This window comes from Lutispora saccharofermentans (genome assembly GCF_024363565.1).
In the GTDB taxonomy this organism is placed as follows: Bacteria; Bacillota; Clostridia; order Lutisporales; family Lutisporaceae; genus Lutispora; species Lutispora saccharofermentans.
This window is the reverse complement of the sequence record NZ_JAJEKE010000018.1, coordinates 1-21,040: the sequence shown is the minus strand read 5'-3', so window position 1 is coordinate 21,040 and position 21,040 is coordinate 1. Positions and strand designations below refer to the sequence as shown.

At 36.3% G+C, this 21,040-nt stretch carries 22 protein-coding genes; 1 reads left to right on the top strand and 21 read right to left on the bottom strand.

From position 1 onward, the window contains the following. Positions 1 to 7: 7 nt before the first annotated feature. The 12 genes from LJD61_RS16410 to LJD61_RS16355 all read right to left on the bottom strand — a co-directional run bounded on the left by LJD61_RS16410 (position 8) and on the right by LJD61_RS16355 (position 12,504). Complete coding sequence (locus LJD61_RS16410; RefSeq protein ID WP_255228627.1) at positions 8 to 2,554, bottom strand: PEP/pyruvate-binding domain-containing protein; 2,547 nt, start codon at positions 2,552 to 2,554, stop codon at positions 8 to 10. A gap of 16 nt (positions 2,555 to 2,570) precedes the next feature. Beyond that, entirely contained in the window at positions 2,571 to 3,254 is a 684-nt protein-coding gene (locus tag LJD61_RS16405) for an HAD family hydrolase (protein WP_255228626.1), read from the bottom strand. A gap of 28 nt (positions 3,255 to 3,282) precedes the next feature. Further along, entirely contained in the window at positions 3,283 to 4,107 is an 825-nt protein-coding gene (locus LJD61_RS16400; protein WP_255228625.1) for a DNA-formamidopyrimidine glycosylase family protein, read from the bottom strand. Positions 4,108 to 4,174: 67 nt separating this feature from the next. Further along, positions 4,175 to 5,539, bottom strand: coding sequence for an aspartate aminotransferase family protein (locus LJD61_RS16395; RefSeq protein WP_255228624.1), 1,365 nt, complete (start codon positions 5,537 to 5,539; stop codon positions 4,175 to 4,177). A 63-nt stretch (positions 5,540 to 5,602) separates the two neighbouring features. Continuing rightward, positions 5,603 to 6,580, bottom strand: a complete 978-nt coding sequence (locus LJD61_RS16390; RefSeq protein ID WP_255228623.1) for an ABC transporter ATP-binding protein — start codon at positions 6,578 to 6,580, stop codon at positions 5,603 to 5,605. A gap of 28 nt (positions 6,581 to 6,608) precedes the next feature. After that, positions 6,609 to 7,388 carry an ABC transporter permease gene (locus tag LJD61_RS16385; RefSeq protein WP_255228622.1) on the bottom strand — a complete coding sequence of 260 codons (780 nt, stop codon included), beginning with the start codon at positions 7,386 to 7,388 and terminating at the stop codon, positions 6,609 to 6,611. 1 nt (position 7,389) lies between these two features. Then, positions 7,390 to 8,187: an ABC transporter permease gene (locus LJD61_RS16380; RefSeq protein WP_255228621.1), complete on the bottom strand. Its 798-nt coding sequence runs from the start codon at positions 8,185 to 8,187 to the stop codon at positions 7,390 to 7,392. Between the two features lie 49 nt (positions 8,188 to 8,236). Next, complete coding sequence (locus LJD61_RS16375) at positions 8,237 to 8,998, bottom strand: 5'-methylthioadenosine/S-adenosylhomocysteine nucleosidase (RefSeq protein WP_255228620.1); 762 nt, start codon at positions 8,996 to 8,998, stop codon at positions 8,237 to 8,239. Beyond that, complete coding sequence (locus LJD61_RS16370; RefSeq protein ID WP_255228619.1) at positions 8,992 to 10,218, bottom strand: B12-binding domain-containing radical SAM protein; 1,227 nt, start codon at positions 10,216 to 10,218, stop codon at positions 8,992 to 8,994. The genes LJD61_RS16375 and LJD61_RS16370 overlap by 7 nt, the downstream gene beginning before the upstream one ends. A 134-nt stretch (positions 10,219 to 10,352) precedes the next feature. After that, the gene (locus tag LJD61_RS16365; RefSeq protein WP_255228618.1) at positions 10,353 to 12,008 is read right to left on the bottom strand and encodes a B12-binding domain-containing radical SAM protein; all 1,656 of its coding nucleotides are present in this window, start codon (positions 12,006 to 12,008) and stop codon (positions 10,353 to 10,355) included. After that, positions 11,966 to 12,226: an acyl carrier protein gene (locus tag LJD61_RS16360; protein ID WP_255228617.1), complete on the bottom strand. Its 261-nt coding sequence runs from the start codon at positions 12,224 to 12,226 to the stop codon at positions 11,966 to 11,968. Before LJD61_RS16360 ends, LJD61_RS16365 begins: the two co-directional genes overlap by 43 nt. Positions 12,227 to 12,309: 83 nt before the next feature. Then, positions 12,310 to 12,504 carry a hypothetical protein gene (locus LJD61_RS16355; protein ID WP_255228616.1) on the bottom strand — a complete coding sequence of 65 codons (195 nt, stop codon included), beginning with the start codon at positions 12,502 to 12,504 and terminating at the stop codon, positions 12,310 to 12,312. A gap of 232 nt (positions 12,505 to 12,736) precedes the next feature. Here LJD61_RS16355 and LJD61_RS16350 point away from each other — a divergent pair, with 232 nt between their 5' ends. Further along, positions 12,737 to 14,059, top strand: a complete 1,323-nt coding sequence (locus LJD61_RS16350) for a helix-turn-helix domain-containing protein (RefSeq protein ID WP_255228615.1) — start codon at positions 12,737 to 12,739, stop codon at positions 14,057 to 14,059. A 270-nt stretch (positions 14,060 to 14,329) separates the two neighbouring features. On the opposite strand, the gene LJD61_RS16345 is transcribed toward LJD61_RS16350, so the two are convergent. The 9 genes from LJD61_RS16345 to glmS form a co-directional block, all read right to left on the bottom strand. Beyond that, positions 14,330 to 14,527, bottom strand: coding sequence for a spore coat protein (locus LJD61_RS16345; RefSeq protein WP_255228614.1), 198 nt, complete (start codon positions 14,525 to 14,527; stop codon positions 14,330 to 14,332). A gap of 17 nt (positions 14,528 to 14,544) precedes the next feature. After that, positions 14,545 to 14,745: a hypothetical protein gene (locus LJD61_RS16340; protein WP_255228613.1), complete on the bottom strand. Its 201-nt coding sequence runs from the start codon at positions 14,743 to 14,745 to the stop codon at positions 14,545 to 14,547. 25 nt (positions 14,746 to 14,770) lie between these two features. Beyond that, on the bottom strand, positions 14,771 to 15,490 hold the full coding sequence (locus LJD61_RS16335) for a DUF421 domain-containing protein (RefSeq protein ID WP_255228612.1): 720 nt from the start codon (positions 15,488 to 15,490) through the stop codon (positions 14,771 to 14,773). 16 nt (positions 15,491 to 15,506) lie between these two features. Continuing rightward, positions 15,507 to 16,205 (bottom strand): YetF domain-containing protein, encoded by a 699-nt coding sequence (locus tag LJD61_RS16330; protein ID WP_255228611.1) that lies wholly within the window; start codon positions 16,203 to 16,205, stop codon positions 15,507 to 15,509. 69 nt (positions 16,206 to 16,274) lie between these two features. Beyond that, positions 16,275 to 17,465, bottom strand: coding sequence for an SAM-dependent methyltransferase (locus LJD61_RS16325; protein WP_303740804.1), 1,191 nt, complete (start codon positions 17,463 to 17,465; stop codon positions 16,275 to 16,277). A gap of 190 nt (positions 17,466 to 17,655) precedes the next feature. Beyond that, positions 17,656 to 17,880, bottom strand: a complete 225-nt coding sequence (locus LJD61_RS16320) for an SHOCT domain-containing protein (RefSeq protein WP_255228610.1) — start codon at positions 17,878 to 17,880, stop codon at positions 17,656 to 17,658. Between the two features lie 104 nt (positions 17,881 to 17,984). After that, complete coding sequence (locus LJD61_RS20825; protein WP_255228693.1) at positions 17,985 to 18,332, bottom strand: four-helix bundle copper-binding protein; 348 nt, start codon at positions 18,330 to 18,332, stop codon at positions 17,985 to 17,987. Further along, a complete protein-coding gene (locus LJD61_RS16310) occupies positions 18,313 to 18,594 on the bottom strand; it encodes a hypothetical protein (protein ID WP_255228609.1) in 282 nt (93 codons plus the stop codon). The genes LJD61_RS20825 and LJD61_RS16310 overlap by 20 nt, the downstream gene beginning before the upstream one ends. 105 nt (positions 18,595 to 18,699) lie before the next feature. After that, entirely contained in the window at positions 18,700 to 20,529 is a 1,830-nt protein-coding gene (gene glmS, locus LJD61_RS16305; protein ID WP_255228608.1) for a glutamine--fructose-6-phosphate transaminase (isomerizing), read from the bottom strand. Positions 20,530 to 21,040: the final 511 nt, after the last annotated feature.

The window sequence follows — 21,040 nt, the reverse complement described above, 5'->3', positions numbered from 1 at the left end:
TCCTATTCTATCGCAGATGGGTTAAGCTATCTGATATACGTATCCTTCCCACCGTTCCGTCAATTTCCAGAATCTGTCCACTCTCAAACGTTTGTGTTGCCATATCATTGAAGACAACTACCGGAATACCGTATTCACGTGCAACTACAGCACCATGAGATAATATATTGCCATAATTCATTATCATCCCGCTCACAATATTCAATACTGGTGTCCAACTCGGATGAAATGTTGAGACTACGATAATATCTCCTTTTAATACCTTACCTAAGTCATTTACCGTAGATACTATACGAGCAGCTCCTATTGCATGGCCAGGACTTATCCCGATGGCTTTGAAGCTTTTGTGACTGCCTTTTTTCTGTAGTCTGTATATACTGCTGTCTTTAATCAAATAAGGAGGCGTTATATGTTTGTTACGTTCATATACGTTCTGACGACGTTCAATTGTTTGTTTTAGGTTTTTTGATTTATTACTTTCGCTTAGCAGTTCAAGAATTTCATCTATGGTCAGATGAAATATATCATGCGGCTCGTTTATGATGCTCTGCTTAGTAAATCTATCCCCAATAAACAGGAAAAGCTTTCTCAGCAGATCCCAGCTTTTATCGAAGTAATATCTTTGATCCTCCCTAAGTATCATATATTGAACCGTCACATCAATCAGCTTAGATACTATGAAATTCTGATAGTAACTATATACCCTGCCTGTCCCATAATGATTCATTATGTGGCTGTATATCTGCTTTTTAAAGTATCCTATCGTTTTTGTATTATTATAAACATCAAATAATTTATGATCATCTGATATCAACAGCTGTCTCATAAGTTCTATCACATAAGCCGGTTCTTCACACCAATGGGGAGTAAATAAGTCATCACAAGAAGTGCCCCTATGTCCATGCTTCCTCAAAAAATCATCCAATAGCTGCTTGAAGTCAGAATACCCTTGATCATGCTGAAGAATCCTATAAATATCCTTGCTGCTATTTTCTAACAGGAGTTTCCTTAAACTCTCACTTTGATATGCTTTCTCAGCAATTTTAACCATCTCGTAGTTTGATAATGTCGTCATATTCTTGCATAAATTTGTGTTCAATATGTCTGCAACCAATTCTTTCACACCCGGTACAAATGCTATTTTCTTCAAAAGCAAGTTATAGCAGACATGAGCCATTCCTAAAAATTGAAAATGATCTCGTCCTATATAATTGCAAAAATTATTTGTTATATTATAGAAATAATCAATCAGCTGTTTCGAATCCATAACATCCATATTCTGCGAAGCATATTTTGTAATAGTATAATCATAATGTCGAAGCCTTGAATACCAACTTTTATAGCCAAATAGCATCAGCTTGATTAGCTTGATTTTTTTTTGTATAGATTTGTCGCTCTTATTATCAAATGGAATATTATCAAAGTATTCTTTTTGATATTTTAGATTCCAATAAACTCTATTAAAGAAAAACTTAAGTGGTTTTTCTTTGTTATATTTCCCGCTTTTTGTCGAATAAAAATCTAAATAAACATCATCCTGCCAGCGATTTAACATCGATAAGTAACATGTACAAGCCGGCTCTGAGTATCTGTCCAACATACTGCATTCTATGTCTTCTGCTATATCATTATCAAAGTAAACAATGATCTTGTCTCTATTTGCATTTGTAGTTATTGGCCTTACCTGTAAAACGTATAATTTTTTGTCCGCAATTGTCCATTCTATATCACAAGGATATTTATATATATCTTCTATCCCTTTTGCAGCCTTCACAAGTTGCTCTATTTCTTCATCGTTCAGAGTGGATCCATGGTATAATTCATCAGGGATGTTTAATGTATCAATTGTTAATGATCGTTCGCCCATACTATACATAACTCTTTTTTTGCTTATAGCGCATTCTTTATGTAGGTCTTTCTTATGGACTACATACCTATCCGCTTCAGCCTGTCCATCCACTACTGCAAAATTAAGCCCTGGATATGCTTCAATAATCAACTCGTCTGCAAATCCATTAAGTGGATTCTCTGTAAATATTACTCCAGATTTATCACCATTGATCATTTTCTGTATAACAAGTCCCATTCCCGTAGCTTTTATATGACGGTTGCTTCTATATTCTATTGCACATTTATCGAAGTATGATGCCCAACATTGTTTAATTGCGCTCTCTAGATCAGCATATGTTTTTACATTAAGAATGCTATCATATATACCTGCAAAAGAATGGTCTATCCCGTCTTCCCCTATTGAAGACGAACGCACTATGACTCCCTTACCTGTCTGACTTATAGTTGTCCATATGCTCATTAATTCATGCTTAATATCATCAGGGATGCTGCCTTGCACAATGGTATCCTTATTCACCATATAATTTTCTATAACAATGTTGTTATAAGCGCAATATCTAATAAAACAATCCACAGATATTGCATAGCCCATCGGTACTGCATAGCCCGATTGTATGGCTTTAGATAAATTGGAGGCCTTCCCCCCAAAGCGCTCCCTATTGATGCTTTCTTTATTATTTAAGCTGCATACGTATATATTCATTGTTTACCTCATAAGCTTAATCCAAAATATTTACTAAATTCTTCACTATGCGTAAAGGAGGTACGACCCCATCCCTTAATGCTTCGTCATTGCGATTGACCCATATTGACGAAATCCCCATCTCACCTGCACCAAATATATCATCATTTTGTGAGTCACCAATCATAATAAGTTCATTGTTTCTGATTGAAAGCTTTTCCATCGCATATTCGAAGATTCGATTCCCGGGCTTGTTACATCTAGCGTCTTCAGATGTTATAATAAAATCAAATTCAAATTCTAGATCTTTCACCGACTCTTCCAATAGGTAATTGTCTGCATTAGTCAATAAACCAACCTTATAATCTTTTTGCAATTGATTTATCAGCAGGTGTGCATCCGGATAGGCGTTTGTATTTCTGAATATATCTTCCACGTAGGGTAGAAACTCGCAACAGAAGCCAGAAATACCAAAGCTCTTACATGTTCTATCCAAGCATTCTGCCAGTATATCAATTCCTAACATAAATGAATCGTCGGCAGCTATGACTGCCCTATTTCTGGTAAATCGGCTATTGAACCTTTTGATATCCACCTCTGAACAATTCACTGATAAATAATCTGTTATCCATCGTTGTATTCTCTCAAAAGGTTTTCTGAGTTCAACCAAAGTCATATAATAATCACAGCACACTATCTTTATTCGTTCATTAAAGTTCATGCTAATAAACCCCTTTATGCTGCAGCCATTATTGGTTATGGGTCTGGCATACAGGACATATGTAAGAGGAGGTGCTGCCTGTCTTAATTTTCTGAATAAGAGCAGTGCATTTTGGGCAAGGGCGATTCTCATGGTATCCAATCCTGAAATCTGTGTCCTTAAATCCACCTCTTGTACCAAACAAATCTCTCTCATAATATAATCCTTTTTTCTGATATACCTCTATCAAATAGCTTTTTATAATATAATATAGCCGTTCTATTTGTTCCGGTGTCATCTTATCAATCGGGGTTAAAGGATGAAGCCCACTTTCAAATAAAATATCATGTATATAGGCATTCCCTATTCCTCCAATTTTTCTTTGATCCAGGATAAGATTTTTTAGTCGCATTCTTTTGTTCTTGAACTGCTCTTTAAAGTAATCAAGGGTAAACTCCTCATCAAATGGGCTGTACGCAATTTCATTAGTAGCGTTATGTTTTGCTAACTCATGTGCCTTAAGCAGTTCAATACGCCCTATCCACCAGAATCTACATATAACCTCAGATGTATCATTAAATACGAATTTACACTGGTATTCCTTTTCATATTTCTGGCCGGATTCGTGATATAAAATGTCTCCGCCCATACCCAGGTTGAGTAGCAGATAATACTGATCGCTTAATTCAATAAATACCCATTTTCCTTTATTGAATGACCTTAGAATCTCTTTGTTAATAATTGCTTTTATGAATTCTTCTTTGCCTAAGTTCAGGCATTTTTCCTGTTTAATATCAACTTCAGAAATCCTTTTGTGCTTTAATGTTAAATCCATTTGCATACTTAGATTATAGATTTCAGGCAACTCAGGCATATAAATCCCTACCTTTAAATATTCATTAATTATGTATAGCCCTTCCAGGCCCTAAAATTAATATCTACTAAATAAGACTCTTGTTTTGATTACGGATTTTATTGATCACTCTATCGATTAATATTTTTGCATCTCTCAAGGCATGAGGTATTCGTTCATTAAAAAACTCTACATCTTTTTCGTTGAGACCGATATTTGTATACATCCTTGATAATGGAGCTATTATTATTCCATACTGTGCCAATTGTTGTCTTATGATCGTGTTCTTAGCATGAAGTATGCTGTCAATTTCGCTTGAGCTGTTGACGGCAGAGTCTCTGCAGTGATATGATGCACAACTTCTAGGTCCTTGAACAATCATATCAAGCCCTGCGTTATTCGCTTCCTTTATCAGACTTAAATGCAACTGCTCTGCATAGTGATTCATTTGCTTATAGGATTGTCCGCCATCTTTCTCCAATATTTTTATTGTTTCACATATTGCAGCTAAACCCAAGGGATAACCGTTAAAAGTACCAGCGTGTATCACTCTGCCATTGTCATAAAGCTCCATGATTTTTCTTCTGCCCATAAGAGCCGATATAGGAATTCCGCCACCAGATATACACTTACCCATTATTGTCAAATCCGGTAACACGTTCAGGATCCCCTGAGCGCCGCCTAGCCCTATCCTAATTCCAGTAATGACCTCATCGAATATGAGTACAATATCGTTCTCATCACAAATCTCTCTGACATGTTCTAGGTATCCCTTTGCAGGATATATACTGCCTCCATTAATGCATATTGGTTCTAGTATGATTGCGGCAATCTCGTCACCATGATGTTCTATCACCTTGTCTAATATTACAATATTATTCCATGGAATCAGGTATGATTGATCCTCTAGCACTCTGACTGCTCGTCCTTCTGTACTGGAGAATCCATCCCCTTTGTCTATTGGGATAGGATTATCATAATTCTCCGTGCTTCCTCCCAATACATTATCAGCGTTCCCATGGAAATGACCCTCAAACCTCAAAAATCTATTCTTATTTGTATAGGCTCTGGCTATTCTTAGTGCGTTTTGAATCATTTCTGTGCCGCTTAGGCCAAAACGAATCATTTCTGCGCTCGGTATATATTTACTCAATAATTTGCATGCTTCATTATCAATATCACACAAGTCTACACCTAATACCTTGTCAATCTGTTCTTTTAAAGCTCTATTAAAAGCTTCGTTACAATGTCCCAAAATCATTGCGCCCGATTTACAGTATAAATCCAAATATTCATTGCCATCTATATCCCAAAGTCTACTTCCCTGCCCTTTTGTGAAATGAACAGGAATCTTCCTTTCGGACATTCTGAAGTTATAGTGATAGCCACAAGGCAATATTTCTCTAAGGTTATCATTATAAGCCTTTGATTTGTTTATAAAGTATCCACCCATAAAATTCCCCTTCATCTATATAATCTTTCTACAATAAACATAGCTGCACCATGAGAAAACAGACTATTTTTCATAAATGGCTTTTATTGTATCCTCAAGTGACGGTTCTGTTAGCGAGAAATCAATTATTTTATACCCTTTCTCCAACAATAAATTTAACATTCCAGATGGTGTAATCTTTTTTCTTTCAAAGCTTATGCTGTACATATCGTTAACCTGTTTTACATCGAATCCTTCCAAATTAAAGGATTCTGCTTTGTCCTCTAGCTTTATCTTCATAATGCATTTATTGTTATTGTATTCACTGTTCAGATTGTCAATATTGCCGGAATAGATAATCTTACCATAGTCAATGACAATGACCCTGTTGCATATCCTTTCAATGTCAGCTATATCGTGGGAAGTTATTATAACAGTGGTCCTTTTCTCACTGTTGACAGTTTTGATAAACTCACGAATATGATCCTTTGCAACAATATCCAGACCTATCGTTGGCTCATCCAGATAAACGATTTTAGGATCGTGGAGCATTGAAGCTACAAAGTCTGCCCTCATTCGCTGTCCAAGGCTTAACTGACGTGCCGGCACTGTATGTAAGTCTTTGATACCTATTACTTCACTCAGCAAGTCCAAGTTCTGCTTATACTTCTTATCTGATATCTTATATATTCTTTTCATTAATTCAAAAGTATCTATAATGGGAAGATCCCAATATAGATTGCTTCTGTTTCCTGCAATCAATGATATCTCTTTGGCATTTCTAACTTTCTCCTTGTATGGTATAACTTCGTTAACAGTCACCTGACCGGATGTTGGATAAAGAATGCCCGCCATTATTTTTATGGTTGTCGATTTGCCGGCACCATTCGGACCTATGTATCCGACGATGTCGCCTTCATTTATTGAGAAGCTTATATCTGCCAATGCAGTTTTATCCTCGTACTCATGTTTAATTAAATCCTTAAAGGTATTGAGAAAACCCTCGCGTCTCTTAGGAATGCGATATACTTTCTTTAAATTTTCTACTTTAATAACTTCCATAAAAAATCTTCTCCCCTATGTTATATCATTAGCTTCCGGCCCCTTGATATTTCCTGACACCATACCACCACAATTTATAGACAAGTGTAAAAAACGATAGTCCGGCTGCCAGTATTAAAATCATTGTCCAGGAGTTGCTATTGCCTGGCTGTCTAAACAAATAAACAGTTGGATAATAATTCAGTAATGCGAAAGGTATGAAAAATGTTAGTAGTATTTGTATGCCTCTTGGATATATCGTAATGGGATAATTTATGACGCTCCATGCCTCTGTTAACACTCTTAAAAGAAAACTTGACCTTACTGTCCAAAATGATATTGCCCCTGAGAATACAATGAAGCCTCCATATATAAACATCGCGCCAATGAGGGAACAAATAAATAAAAGTGCTTTTAATAACGTCCAGTCTATAGGTATAAAGAATATTGATATAATTGCAACCATTCCACCCAGTATGACATGACTTAAAGCATATGTCATGAAATTGCTTCCAACTATATACATGAATGAGTTTACCGGAGAAAGCAAAAACTTATCTAATTGGCCTCTTTGCATATAGTCACTCATTAGCCACATTGGACGCCATAAGAACGCTGATGCTGTGGCACGTACAAAATAACCTAATGCATGCAGGAAAAGAATTTCAAAGAAGCTCCAACCTATAATAGAATTAAATTGGTTAATAATAATCCATACAGCTAGGAATTCAAAAATATAGCCAACCATACTGGTCAATATTTCATATACAAATGATCTACCATATTGCAGTCTGGCTTTGACATTAAGCCAGACAAGATGCATAAACATTCTATCCCCCCTGTATTACCAATTTACGAATACTGATTCGCCATACAATGTTATCGACTATGATTAAGCTTAGAATCCATATGAATTGAACAGCAATGCCTTTTACAATATCGCTACCCGCAGTCCTGCCAATATATATGGATATTGGGACGTCGAATCCATACCTTACTGGCAAGTAACTGGCGATAGTGTAGAGCCACTTTGGAAAGATCCAGATAGGTATTAAAGCTCCGGACAATAAGCGTAATATGTTCTCTATCAAAAGCCCTATAGCTCCTTGCATACCCATAAACCAAAATGTTGATAGACCTGCAATATAATATATACTGAAGAATATATAGAACGAACATATAGAAATTAGGATTGTTGCAAGGAGAGAAACCAAACTGTGTGGGGCTTGTATAGTAAAGAAAATACTTGATATTATGATCATTGGCATAATTACAAATAATAGCGAGAAGAATATTCTACCTAAACTTTTGCTGAGTAGTGATATCTTATACTTATAAGGCTTTGCTAGATAATTTGCTATAGTACCTTCCCTTATATCTTTTGCAATCTCATCCAGAACACTACTATTTATTAGGCAGAGTGATAACGCTGTACTTAATATGAAATATGTTATCATCTGATCAAATGAAACTCCTACATTACTTTCCCCATATTGAAATAGTGCTTTCCATAGAAATATCTGAATGGAAAGTGTCAGTACTGAAGTAAAAATGCCAAACCATACTTCTGCTTTATATGCTATCGATGATTTGAATGAAAGATATGCCATATAACAATAACGAGCCATTTTATCACCTCTTCTTAAGCTTTAACAATCTCATCCGTTACTGGAATTATCAGAAAGTGATTATCGATTGGTACAATCCACTCTCTACCATTTTTTTCACAATCTCGGCTAAATAGTTACATAAATCTCTACCATACCTTAATAAATATACGATTGAGTGTTCGTTCGCATAGTCACTTATAATGCGTATAGGCAGTGCCATTGTATTATACCTATGCGAAACATGGCATATACTCGCACTTTCCATATCCACAGATAAAGCATTAAATGTGTTGTATATTTTGTCTGCCGACAGTTTTGAGTCAACAGGCATATCGCCGCTTGCCATAAGTCCCGTCCAGACCTTGGGATACAGATTGTTGGACCTTTTCTTCACCATATCTGGCAAGGGTGGCAGCTCGTCTCTCAGCAAACCTGTCACACATCTTAATATATTTTCGCCTATAGTAAAGGGTACCGCCATATGAGATACTATTTCCACTTTAATACCTTCTGTCGGCAAATTAGATAAATAGCTATCATAATACATCAAACGCTCCCCAATAACTAAGTCACCAATCATTAACTCACTGTTGACAGCCCCTGCTAACCCTATTGAAAGTATTAGCTTTGCTGAGAAATGTTCGATGAGAACACATGCTCCAATTGATGAATTCACTTTGCCCACGCCTGACAATATAATTCCTACCTTAGTTATGCCAATCTGACCAATATAAATATCAAAGCTGTGATATGTTTCATGCTTTGCGTCCTTTAATTGTGATACCATAGCATTAAACTCATCTGATAGAGCACACACAATTCCTAACATTGGACATTCCCTACATCTCTTTTCCTAAACTTATGAATAAAGTTAGCAAACCTTTTATTTGCCTCCTTCTCGTCAACAAAAGCTCTGTATATCTTATATATGCAGTTCTGAACTTCATTAGGGGTTAATAGGTTGGGTTTTATCAGAACATCCCAGTGGGTGTAATATGACCATGGCAAGTCAATAAGCCTTCCGCTCTCTTGCATTACATTTCTATAACGACTTCCGGGAAACGGTGTAGGAGAAGTCACGTGAATACCGTAAAAATTACAATCAGCAATAAATTTAATGGTATCTTCCATAACAGAATAATCATCATAATCCAATCCAAATACGAAAGCTCCCATAACTCCTATACCATAGCTTTGAACCTTATCGATAGAGTCTCTATAGCTATCCAGTCTATCTGTCTTCCACTTGTTTATACCCTCAAGGCTCTTTCTGGCAATACTCTCAAGACCAATTACAACCCATTGGCATCCACTTTCAGCCATAAGTTTTAACAACTCATCATCGTCTGATATGGATATATCAGTCTGTGCAACCCACCTTACATTTAACTTTTTTATCTCGCGCAGTAAATCCTTTGACTCATCCCTGGAAACAAAAATATTATCATCACCGAACAATATATAGCTATTTCCAAATAGCTCCTTTATTCTCATGATTTCACTTATAATTTGCTCATTGTTTTTCCTTCTATATACAGGCCCATATACCCTTGAAGCAGCACAGAAACTGCAGTCATGGGGGCATCCACGACTTGTATTAATCGTTATTGTTGAATAATTATAGTCTTTTATAAGATCGTAACGTGGAATAGGAGAGGTACTGATATCTAACATACCTGGGTGCAACTCCTTGTAAATTTTTTTATATGTACCATTTCCCCAATCTTCTAAAAAAGTAGGCCATGTAAGTTCAGCTTCTCCTGCTATTACAACATCAACATATTGAGCAACTTCTTCCGGGCGTACTGTAGCATGTATACCGCCTATCACTGTTGTTATTCCTTTTTCTTTAAATTTATTCGCTATTTCATAGCCTCGTTCAATCTGCTGTGTCATACAAGAAAGACCAACAATATCATATTTCTGGTTAAAATCAATATCGCGCAAGTGTTCATCAATATACTCTATATCCCACTCGCTCGGTGTTAAGGCCGCTACAGTAAGCATACCTAGATTTGGGCTATTCCAAAGATTTCTTATGTTTTTCATTCTTAGTTCATCCTTAAGAAACTTTGATAATACTTCATTGCGAGAAAACTCTGCTCCCTTGGGCGATATTAATGCTAGTCTGGGCACATTAATCAATCCCTTCATACAATATTTAATTTGTCATACCTATAATGTCATCTAAAAAATATAGGGCCAGGTGGCACAGAGTTAACTCTTATTCTCGCCTCTCTCATTACCTCAAGAGATTCCTCAATAGACATACCTTCGTTAACTCTATAGCTGTATTCTAAAGAGACATACCCGTTTTTGTCATGCCGTACAGGATTTGTAAAATCAATACTATCCATTGAGAATTTTTCCGGGCAATCAACCATGTCAGACAATAATCTGAAAGGAGTTATATATGCCTTATAATACAAGTCTTTCCGCTCTTCTAAAAAGCGAATTGTATCATATGCCTCGGATTTGGTTTCAGTAGGAAACCCGATTATGCAACTGAGATAATTTGATATACCTGCGTTCTTAAAATTTGAAAGTACTTCTACCATTGTACTTAAATCCATATGCTTGTCCATTGTATCGAGAACCCTTTGGTTTGCACTCTCAAGGCCAAATAAAACAGCCTTTAATCCGCTTTTGCAAAGCACATCGCACACTTCTTTTGTAAATGCACGCTCTGTTCTTAGAAAAGCTGCATAAGTGATATCAAGCTCAGTCTTTATTATTTCATTTGCAACATCCAATAAATAACTCGGAGCAATTGCATCATCCATCAAATGATAAATTCGAATATTATGACGCTCCTTTAAAGTCTTTATATCATTGATAATTTTTTCCTTAGATGAGGTCAGATGCTTATTATGACTTCCTCGGTAGCCACAGAACGCGCAACGTCCCCAATAGCACCCTCTGGTCATCATATATGGCAGTTTAGCATATGAGTATAACTCCAAAGGCATATCTCGGAAATCCGGAATGGCAACATGATCCATCTCAATATTTGCTCCTATTGGATTTACTTTATAGGATAAAATCCCATCCTTAAAAATAATATTAGGGATATTCTCTAAGCTTCCGATTCCATTAATCCAGTAATTACATAGACTTAAAATAGCGGATTCACCCTGTTCTTTAACAATAACATCAAAATATGGAGTAAATATTTTGCTATTAATAAATGCTTTCCAAAACAGGGAGACTTGAGGCCCACCAAATACTATCTTTATATCCGGCTTCCACTTTCTAACTTCCCTACAAATTAGAAAAGTATAATAGATCTGACTTGCGAATATTAGAGAAAATCCTAGCACCCTAGGGTTATACTCAAGAATATCCTTTACAACTTCATCTCTAATATACTCAATCACCTTGTTATTACTGGCATTCATATCTGTTTTCTGGAATTCTTCTTCTATGGCACTAAAACTGACGGGATCAAAGCTTATCTCACCAATACACCCACCTGCGATGCGCAGATAGTTTGAAATAAAATCCATAGCCCATCCACTTTTTAGTTTATCAGATGATGTACAGCCTCTCATGATTTCCTTAGCGCCTCTATAAAGTCTTAGTACGTCAGTATCTCCCTTTCCAAACAATACCTTCTTATCTCCGGTCATTAAGTCGACCATGATTCTATCCATAATAACGACATTATAATCTCTTAGTATGCACCTACTAATACCATGATCAGAGAGATACGCTTTTAGCAGCGGCAAGCCTAAATGAGGATGCTCATGATTTCCAAGCGGTGCAAAAGCTAATAAAACTCCATCCATAGTACACCTCAATCTATTTTGTTTGTGTTTGCTAAAATTGTTTTTATGCAACTTTCCATGGAGCTGATATTGCTAAAGTTTATCATTAACAAATCCTCATCTCTAAACTCAAATTTCAATGCCTGTTCAAGTGTTACTATTACACGCATCATCTGTAAGGAATCTATTCCCTGGTCTAGTAAATTTTCATTTTCATCTAAGTTGTAAATACGATCTCCAATAACTGTGTTGGAATTTATGATGTCGCATATTATCGGTCTAACTTCCATTTTATCACCCCTTTTACACATTAATGTCTTAAGTAAGTATATCAAAAGTATTTCTTACCTAATGAATAGGGCTTCTTGCTTGCTTATATTACGCTAATTATTGAACACTTCGGATCTGGAATTTCGTCACTGGCAATCCAACTCTTAGAAAATAATTCTTGTTTAACGAATGTAGCTTTCATTACATAATTGTTTTTATAGCTTCCCAAGCAGTTTGTTAATAATCCTATGCTGATTACCAATAATATAGTTACTACTGATACTTTTATTTTTTTCATACAAATCCCCCCAATATTTAAAAAAATGTTAATTTAATAAACATTTTTTTAAATATTATACTACCATATATTCTATATTAAGTCAATATATAAATTATATTCCATTTTTTCAACAATTATGTTTGTTCTATTAACTTTTCCGCCCTTCCCCATGTTTACAATTACTTTTATGAATGTTATATTATTTATAAGCTTTATAGATTTGCAAATTTATTAGTTAGAAGGAGTTTAAATGAATATTCTTGGAAATAAAATTAAAAAGATAAGAAAAGAAATGGGATTAACACAGTCAGAACTGGCCGGAGATAAAATTAGCCGGAGCCAACTAAGTTTGATAGAAAACGGATATACTAATCCATCTTTATCGACATTGGAATATATTGCTTCCAAACTAAATAAGCCCTATTCATATTTTTTAGATGATAACGAGGATACAAATGATAAGTATATAATCCTCATTGATGAAATCGAATCGTTATTTTTGTCATCTTTATATGAAGACGTTGTAGATAAAGCGATGCGTGTGATCACTTACTTTAATAGCGAAAATTTTACTGATCCACAGCTTCTAGGTAAAACCCACGCATTGTTAGGTCTTTCATATTTCAAACTACAAGATGAGAGGGCCTATAAAACCCTTAAGTGTGCATTATCCTATTTTATAGCTCAAAATACCGGTATCTCCGAATACCTTATAAAGGTATCTAATTGCATAGCAACTATATGCTATAACAATAAGCAATTTGAAGAGATGGAGCAGACCCTCTTGACCGTTGACTCTCTGATATTGGATATTAATCTGGACAATATCAAGTACAAAATAGATGTCATGTACAATATATCCTTGTCTCTATTCTCTCAGGATAAAATATCTCAAGCAGAAGAAGTAATTTATAGAGCTCTCCACTATGCAAAAGAATATAGTGTTTTCCACAACTTTGGTGAGCTAAATATGCTTTTATCACTATGTTATAAGAGCCATAAAAAATACATCGACGCAATCAATAGTATAAATAAATCCATAGAGTATTTCAGCCTAATAGGCGATGAGGCTTATATTCATAGATGCTATATTAATCTAGGCATACTCTTGCGTTATGAAGCTAAATACGAAAAGGCTTTGTACTATCTTAATAAGTCCATGAATTACTTTAGAAATTCTCAATATACCTTAAAGTATAATAATTGTCTGGCAGAGATAATAAAAACCACTTTTCTACTTAATAAGGAAAGAATAGATATGGAACAGCTTAGACATGTAATTGATCTCAATCAAGACGACAAAAAAAACTTTAGTGAATTATTAATAATCTTGGGGATTATATACCTAAGACGTGGCAATATTGATAAGGCATTAGAAGTATTAAAGGAATCAGAGTGCTATTTTGAGCCCTCTGTTGATGCAGAGTTCAAACCTTACTTATATTACTCACTAAGTATAGCTTTTAGTATGCTAGGGCAAATAGACGACGCAATTAAATATTTACTAAAACACAGTGAGAATATTAATTTATTTACAGAGCCCATTAAATATTTCGTAAATAATATTCAGTAAGCTATACATACTATGTATTATTATTTTATTATCTTATAAAACAAAAGCTCTTTCGGCAGGTAATCTTACCTGTCGCAAGAGCTAGAATTTCTGTGTCATTTTTCTATCTAGTTGGTCTCTCAGTTCTTTCATTACATTTTGAATCTTAAAGTAGTCTTCTTTTATTAAATATTGTGAAATTGATATAACAAGTTATCTAAAGTTGTTAAAGGGATATATAGAACCAATATAAATTGGTCCTCACCAAGAAGCTTATTGTTCTCCTAATTTCTACTGAGTTTTCCCTTGTTGCATCATGGTTTTAATTTCTTGCTGCAGTTGTGTAATATTTTGCATTTTTGCATCTCTTAATTGGGTAAAAAGCTGACGGACCTCCGGATTGCTGATCTCCATCATATATTTATTGTACATAGCTTGCAGCATCATTTCATCCTGCAGAGAATCATGTAAAAAGTCCATATTATTCATACAATATCACACTCCATTTAAAAAATTGAATACTTTGACATGGTTTGTGTCAACGTATTATAGTTATTGCGCGAACCCTGCTCCATTCCTTTTATCATCTGCTTAAGCTTTGGGTCGTTAATTTGTTCTGAAATATTGGCATATTTCTTTGCCATACTGGTTTCACGCAATTGCAATTCCTTAAAAGCATTGTTCATTATTTCTTTTTCAGTAAGCATTTTTATATTACCTCCTGTATTTCTTCTATTCAGTTATTACCGAGTAGTATAATTCACCAGCAGAATCAATCAATGCAGCATAAACATATTTTGTATCTGATATACCTTTTTTAAGCAATTCTTCTTTCAGCCATTTCTTGTCATAACCTAATTCCTTCAAATTATTTTCTATAATCCTCCCCTCATTTATAAGAAGAATTGGAAGACCGCCTCCCATGGTTTGAACGTTTAAATCCTTTGGAGTTACAGGCTGATAATCAGATTTTTTTAGAACGCTTACATGACCGCTGGTTTCCAAAACTGCTGCTTCCACCTCACTAATATTAGGGGCATCTGCGCTTCTCATATCAGACAAAAGCAGTTCTAACGGGAAAAGTGCTTTTGCCATATTGGGTCTAAGGATTTTCCCTCCGGATATTAGTAGAATTGCTTTTCCCATTACTATCTTCGCAAAAGCTTTGTTTTTTACAGCAATATAAGATATAAGATAATGAATAGCATATATAACAGCAACTATAACAACAGTGTTAATAAAGCTAATTTTGGCTTCAAATAATGGCGCCGCTGTAATTCCATCCATCATCCAGAAAAATGCGAAATCGTACCCAGCGAATTGCCCTCCGGATCTATGAGGTAAAACTTTCCCTTCAATATATAGGAGACCTCCGACAACAATACTGCGTAAAGCAAATATAAAGGGACTTATTTTTTCAGCAGAACCGAATATATCTTTTATTAGCTCCATTATCATCCCTTCTTCACTATATACTTATATAAACAGTTCCATCCGATTCAAGCATAGCTAAAAATATATTTTGTGGACTAGAAATCCCTTTCTCTCTTAATTTTGCCATTAGCCACTTATGGTCCAAGCCCATGCTATTAAGGTTTTCTTCGTCTATTTTCCCATCATAAATAAGGATTGCAGGTAATGCTGCCATTTTAGACGGCAGGTTCATTTGCTTTCGTGTAAGAGGCAGAGCTTCAGGCTTTTTGATAACACTTATTTTACCATAGGGTTCTAATACAATAGAGTTGATTTCCGATAGATTATGAGCTCCCTTCAGTCTTAATTGTCCTAACAGATTATCAAGTGTTACATGGCAATCAAGCATATTTTGCCTGAGCATTATTCCATCCTTCATAAGAATTGTCGGTTTGCGATCGATTGCCCTAGGCCATTTTATATCTAAATAAGATAAAAAGATATTTACAAAGGCATAAACAAATACAATTACGATACCGGAAGTAAGAGAAGATTCCGGATTCAGCATTCGAATAGCGGCTAAGCTCACAATTCCGGCAGCTACTAAATAGTTGTGACCTGATAAAATTCCTACTTGACGGTGACCCATCAAGCGAGTTGCAATAATCAATGCTATATAAAGAATCACAGCTCTTATGGCCAAAGCAAATGTAGATAAGTTCTTGCTTCCTTCCATAAATGACTTCCAATCCAAATCAATACCTCCTCAGCCATTAACATTTATATAATATTTTATACGACTAAAAGTGTCAGGCGCTTTAATTCATTGGTATAGATAGTGCCTTGTCATCGGCAACTCGTTATTAATTCCTTTCGAGAAAACAATTTGGTGAATATTCAATCCACTAACACGAAAGGAAGTGGCACAGGCATTTAGATATAAGCGCCACATTTTAATAAAGCGCTCATCATACTTTTTTCTAACATAGTCTAAATTTTTTTCATAATTATTAGCCCAGTGTTGTAAGGTTCTAGCATAATGTAATCGTAGACTTTCTACATCTAGCAAATGGAAGTCGTTTTCAGGTAAAAGCCAAATCAGCTCACGTATTGAAGGAATATATCCACCTGGAAAGATGTATTTAAGAATCCACCTATTACACGGCCCCTCAATTTGTCCTGTAATACAATGTAAAACAGATAAGCCTCCAGGAACAAGAAGCTTATTTACCATTTCCATATACTTAGATATATTAGCTCTTCCCACATGTTCTATCATTCCCACACTGACTACTTTATCAAATTTCTCACTATTATTTTCTGCAAGAGTTCGATAATCCATCCGCTTTACGTCTACTTTTCCTTTTAATCCTAGTTCAGCAATTCGCTGTTTTGTTTTGGTATATTGTTCTTCACTTAAAGTTACACCCAATGCTCTTACTCCATACTGCTGAGCAGCACGAATAATCAGCCAACCCCATCCGCTGCCTATATCCAGTAAAGATTCTCCCGGATGAAGCTGTAGTTTTTTTAATATGTAATCAATTTTTTGTAGTTGAGCTTGAGGAAGAGAATCCTCCGGAGAACAAAAGTAAGCACATGAGTAGCTCATAGTCTCATCAAGCCACAGCTCATAAAAATCATTTCCTAAATCGTAGTGATGCTTAATATCTTTTTGTTGTTTTCTTAGAGAAGTTGATTTATTTTCATTTGAAAAAAAATTCTGCAATCCACTGAAGCTTTTCTTTTTAAAAGATGGAGGAATCATTTTGTAAAATGTTTCAATAATTCCCTGTAAATCACCCTCAAAGTCAATAATTCCATCCATATAGGCTTCTCCAAAAGCTAATGATGGATCCTTCAATAGCTTTACTGCTGGAATTTTTTCATGGAATATAATTTTAAAGGCAGGGGTGTCTTGACCATAATTAATGCTTGTACCATCCCAGTAATCAATAGAAAAGGAGTGCTCTTTAATTCTTTGAGAAAAATTGTGAAGAAGCATTTTCTCCATATTTTCACCTTCTTAGCTTTATCAAATATAATAGCGACCCTTTCTATTATTACCTTAAATTTTCCATATATGTATATTCATTTTTACTAACTAAATCTTATATTAAATCTTGCCATTTAATCAAAATAATCATTCCATCCTCTGTCTCTTTGGGATGATATCACCTTTTTCTTCGCAATAAATACTAACACTACTCTCTTATCATTTTCTTTTTACGTGTGTATTCTTCTTCAGATATTTCTCCCTTTGAATATCTTTCATTCAAGATATCAATGGCATCATTTTTTACATCTAATGTATTATTGCTTCTATTACTTCCCAGTGCTAACTTAACAGCTGCATACACAACTAATCCTATTAATAGTAGGGGTATAATCATTGCAAATACCATCATTCCATAACCATAGCCCATCATGTTCATCATTCCTTTCTATTGTATTACATAAAATATAACGCACCTATTAGTATCGTTTGCGTATATACTTAATAGGTGCGCTAAGATAATTGCTATTCAGCCTATTACATAGCAGCCATTTTTCTGCATTCATCTGCACACATACGGCAAATATCAGCACATTTCTTGCAGTGATCGTCTTTAAACATATCGCATTCTTGAGCACATTTATCACATATTTGAGCACATAGCTGGCAATGAGACTTTGAAAACTGGCCGTTCATAGACATCATTGCAGCGGACATCTGGCACATCATTGCACATTCAACCAATATTGCCACACAATTCTTCCTTGCATTAAGATCCGGTTCATTTAGACATGCATTAAAACACTCATAACATGCCTGTGCACATTTTGTACATGCATCTATACATGCTTGCATTTTGTCAGTCTTATTTGTTACTATTCCTATAATAAGGCTTCTTCCTTTTTAAATTTATGTTAAATGTATTGTTTGATATACTATAACTATTTATACTTATTTTGCAAAAATCTAAATAGTTGTTTTCTGTATAATCCATAAAGTTAATAGAATTATCCATATAAGCTTTATCTAACTTATATTCCTTCAGAAGCCATTTTGGTAGACAATCATTATCTTTAGCCAGCCTATAAATAAAACTTAACAAACTTTCGTTTTCATAAGGCAAGCACTTTCTTAATAACTTAACCATATGTATTACCCCCATTAAGTTTTGAGAGACCAACTACTTAGAGTCAGTCTCTCATTTTCAAACTTTTTGAGAACTCACAACAGCCGTCTTTGTGGCAGTCCACTTCTACTCCACAGTCACGCTCTTTGCCAAATTCCTTGGCATATCCACATCGCAGCCCTTTTCTACTGCCATATAGTAGGCCAGCAGCTGGAGGGGTATCACAGTTACAGTAGGTGAGAGCATATCTGATACTTCAGGTATATATAGGGTCTGGTCGGCAATGGTTTCTACTTCCCTGTTGCCCTCCTTTGCTATGGCGAATACATAGGCTCCTCTCGCTTTGACTTCTTTTACATTGCTGAGCATCTTCTCATACAGCTCATGCTGGGCCATAAGAGCTATCACTACGGTGCCCTCTTCTATCAGGGCTATGGGGCCATGCTTCAGTTCTCCTGCCGCATAGGCGTCCGAGTGTATATAGGATATTTCCTTGAGCTTCAGGGAGCCTTCCAGAGCTACTGCGTAGTCCAGGCCTCTTCCGATGAAAAATACGTCCTTTTCGCCGGAGTTCTTGGAAGCAAACTTCTGTATTTCTTCCTTGTTTCCCAGCGCCTTCTCTATCTTCGCGGGGAGGTTCAGCATTTCATCCTTGATGGCCTTTATCGCTTCTTTTGACAAGGTCCCCTTGAGATCGGCCATGTGAAGGGCTATCTCATACAGGGCGATTATCTGGGTTGTATAAGCCTTGGTGGATGCTACCGCTATCTCAGGCCCTGCCCAGGTGTAAAGCACATCGTGGGATTCTCTTGCTATAGAGCTGCCCACCACGTTTACTACGCTGAGTATCCTTGCGCCCTTGCCCTTCGCTTCCTTCAGGGCTGCAAAGGTGTCCAGGGTCTCGCCGGATTGGCTTATTATTATCACCAAAGTCTTTTCGTCCACCAGTGGGTTCCTGTATCTGAATTCAGAGGCTACATCCACTTCCACGGGGATTTTGGCAAGATGCTCTATCAGGTATTTGCCCGCCAATCCTGCATGATAGGCTGTGCCGCAGGCGACTATGAAAATCTTGCCAAACCTTGCCAGGTCCTCTGCAGTCAGCTTTATGTCATCTAATCTGATTGCATCGGAGTCTTTCGCGATCCTTCCGGTCATCGTATCCTTTATTGCTTTTGGCTGCTCGTGGATCTCCTTCAGCATGAAATGCCTGTAGCCGCCTTTTTCTGCTGCGGACACATCCCAATCCACATTGAAGACTTCTTTTTTTACAGGCTCGCCGTTTTCCGAGTAGAATCTGATGTCACACTTGGTTATGACGGCCAGCTCGTTTTCTCCCATGAGGTATGTTTTCCTCGTATGCTTGAGTATGGCGGGGATGTCCGAGGCGATATAGTTTTCACCTTCGCCTATTCCCACTATCAGAGGGTTTTCCTTTCTGACGCATACTATTTTGTCCGGTTCTCTGTTTGTTATAACTGCAAAGGCATAAGAGCCCTTGATTTTCTTTATGACCTTCCTTACCGCTTCCGCCAGGTCCCCTTCATAATAGTAGTCGATGAAGTGGGCCAGCACCTCTGTGTCCACCTCCGATTTGAACACATAGCCCTTGCTGATGAGAAAATCCTTTATCTTCAGGTAGTTTTCTATTATTCCGTTATGGACTACGGCAATATCCCCTTTTTCATTCGTATGAGGGTGAGAGTTGGCATCCGAAGGCTCCCCGTGGGTAGCCCATCTGGTATGCCCTATGGCCAGATTGCCGCTCAGTTTTTCTTTATCCAGGTGTTCTTCCAGAACGCTCAGTCTACCCTTGTATTTCCTTATTTCAACCTTTCCTTCTGCATATACTGCCACGCCGGCAGAGTCATATCCTCTATATTCAAGCTTTTTCAAGCCATCCATCAATACCGGAACTGCATTTTTATCTCCGATATATCCAACTATTCCACACATTAATTTCTCCCCTTTCACTAAGGAACGGGGTTACATGCCGCTGTAAATAATTTATGGGAACATATTTCTTTCCCTAGAGTCTGTACCTCAGAGGAATGTTCCCGATAATGACCTTACGGAATGTTCCCCGACTCTACAATATGATCAGCTCATTTCGGTTTATTTTGTACCTGCAATCGCTTGCGGTTTTGTAAAACCTCTATCGGCATTGAGCTATGCCGCAGGGCACCCGCCGAGTATTTCGATGAACCCTGTTCCTCGTCAACTTGCATAATGCAAGTCCAGGCGCTTATTTGATATCTTCAGACTTACAGCTGCCGATCACTTTTCCCCTCCTTTCCATATTACTTTTTCCATCACCTCCCTTCATAATACATCATGCAGTTTAGACGTGAAATTTTGAATTTTTACGGCAAAAATATTTTACATTGTTTATTATATTATCGCAAGGCCTTATTGTTGTATGGCATTGAAATATTGATGCATTTCATCACTGAATGAAGTCTCGTTC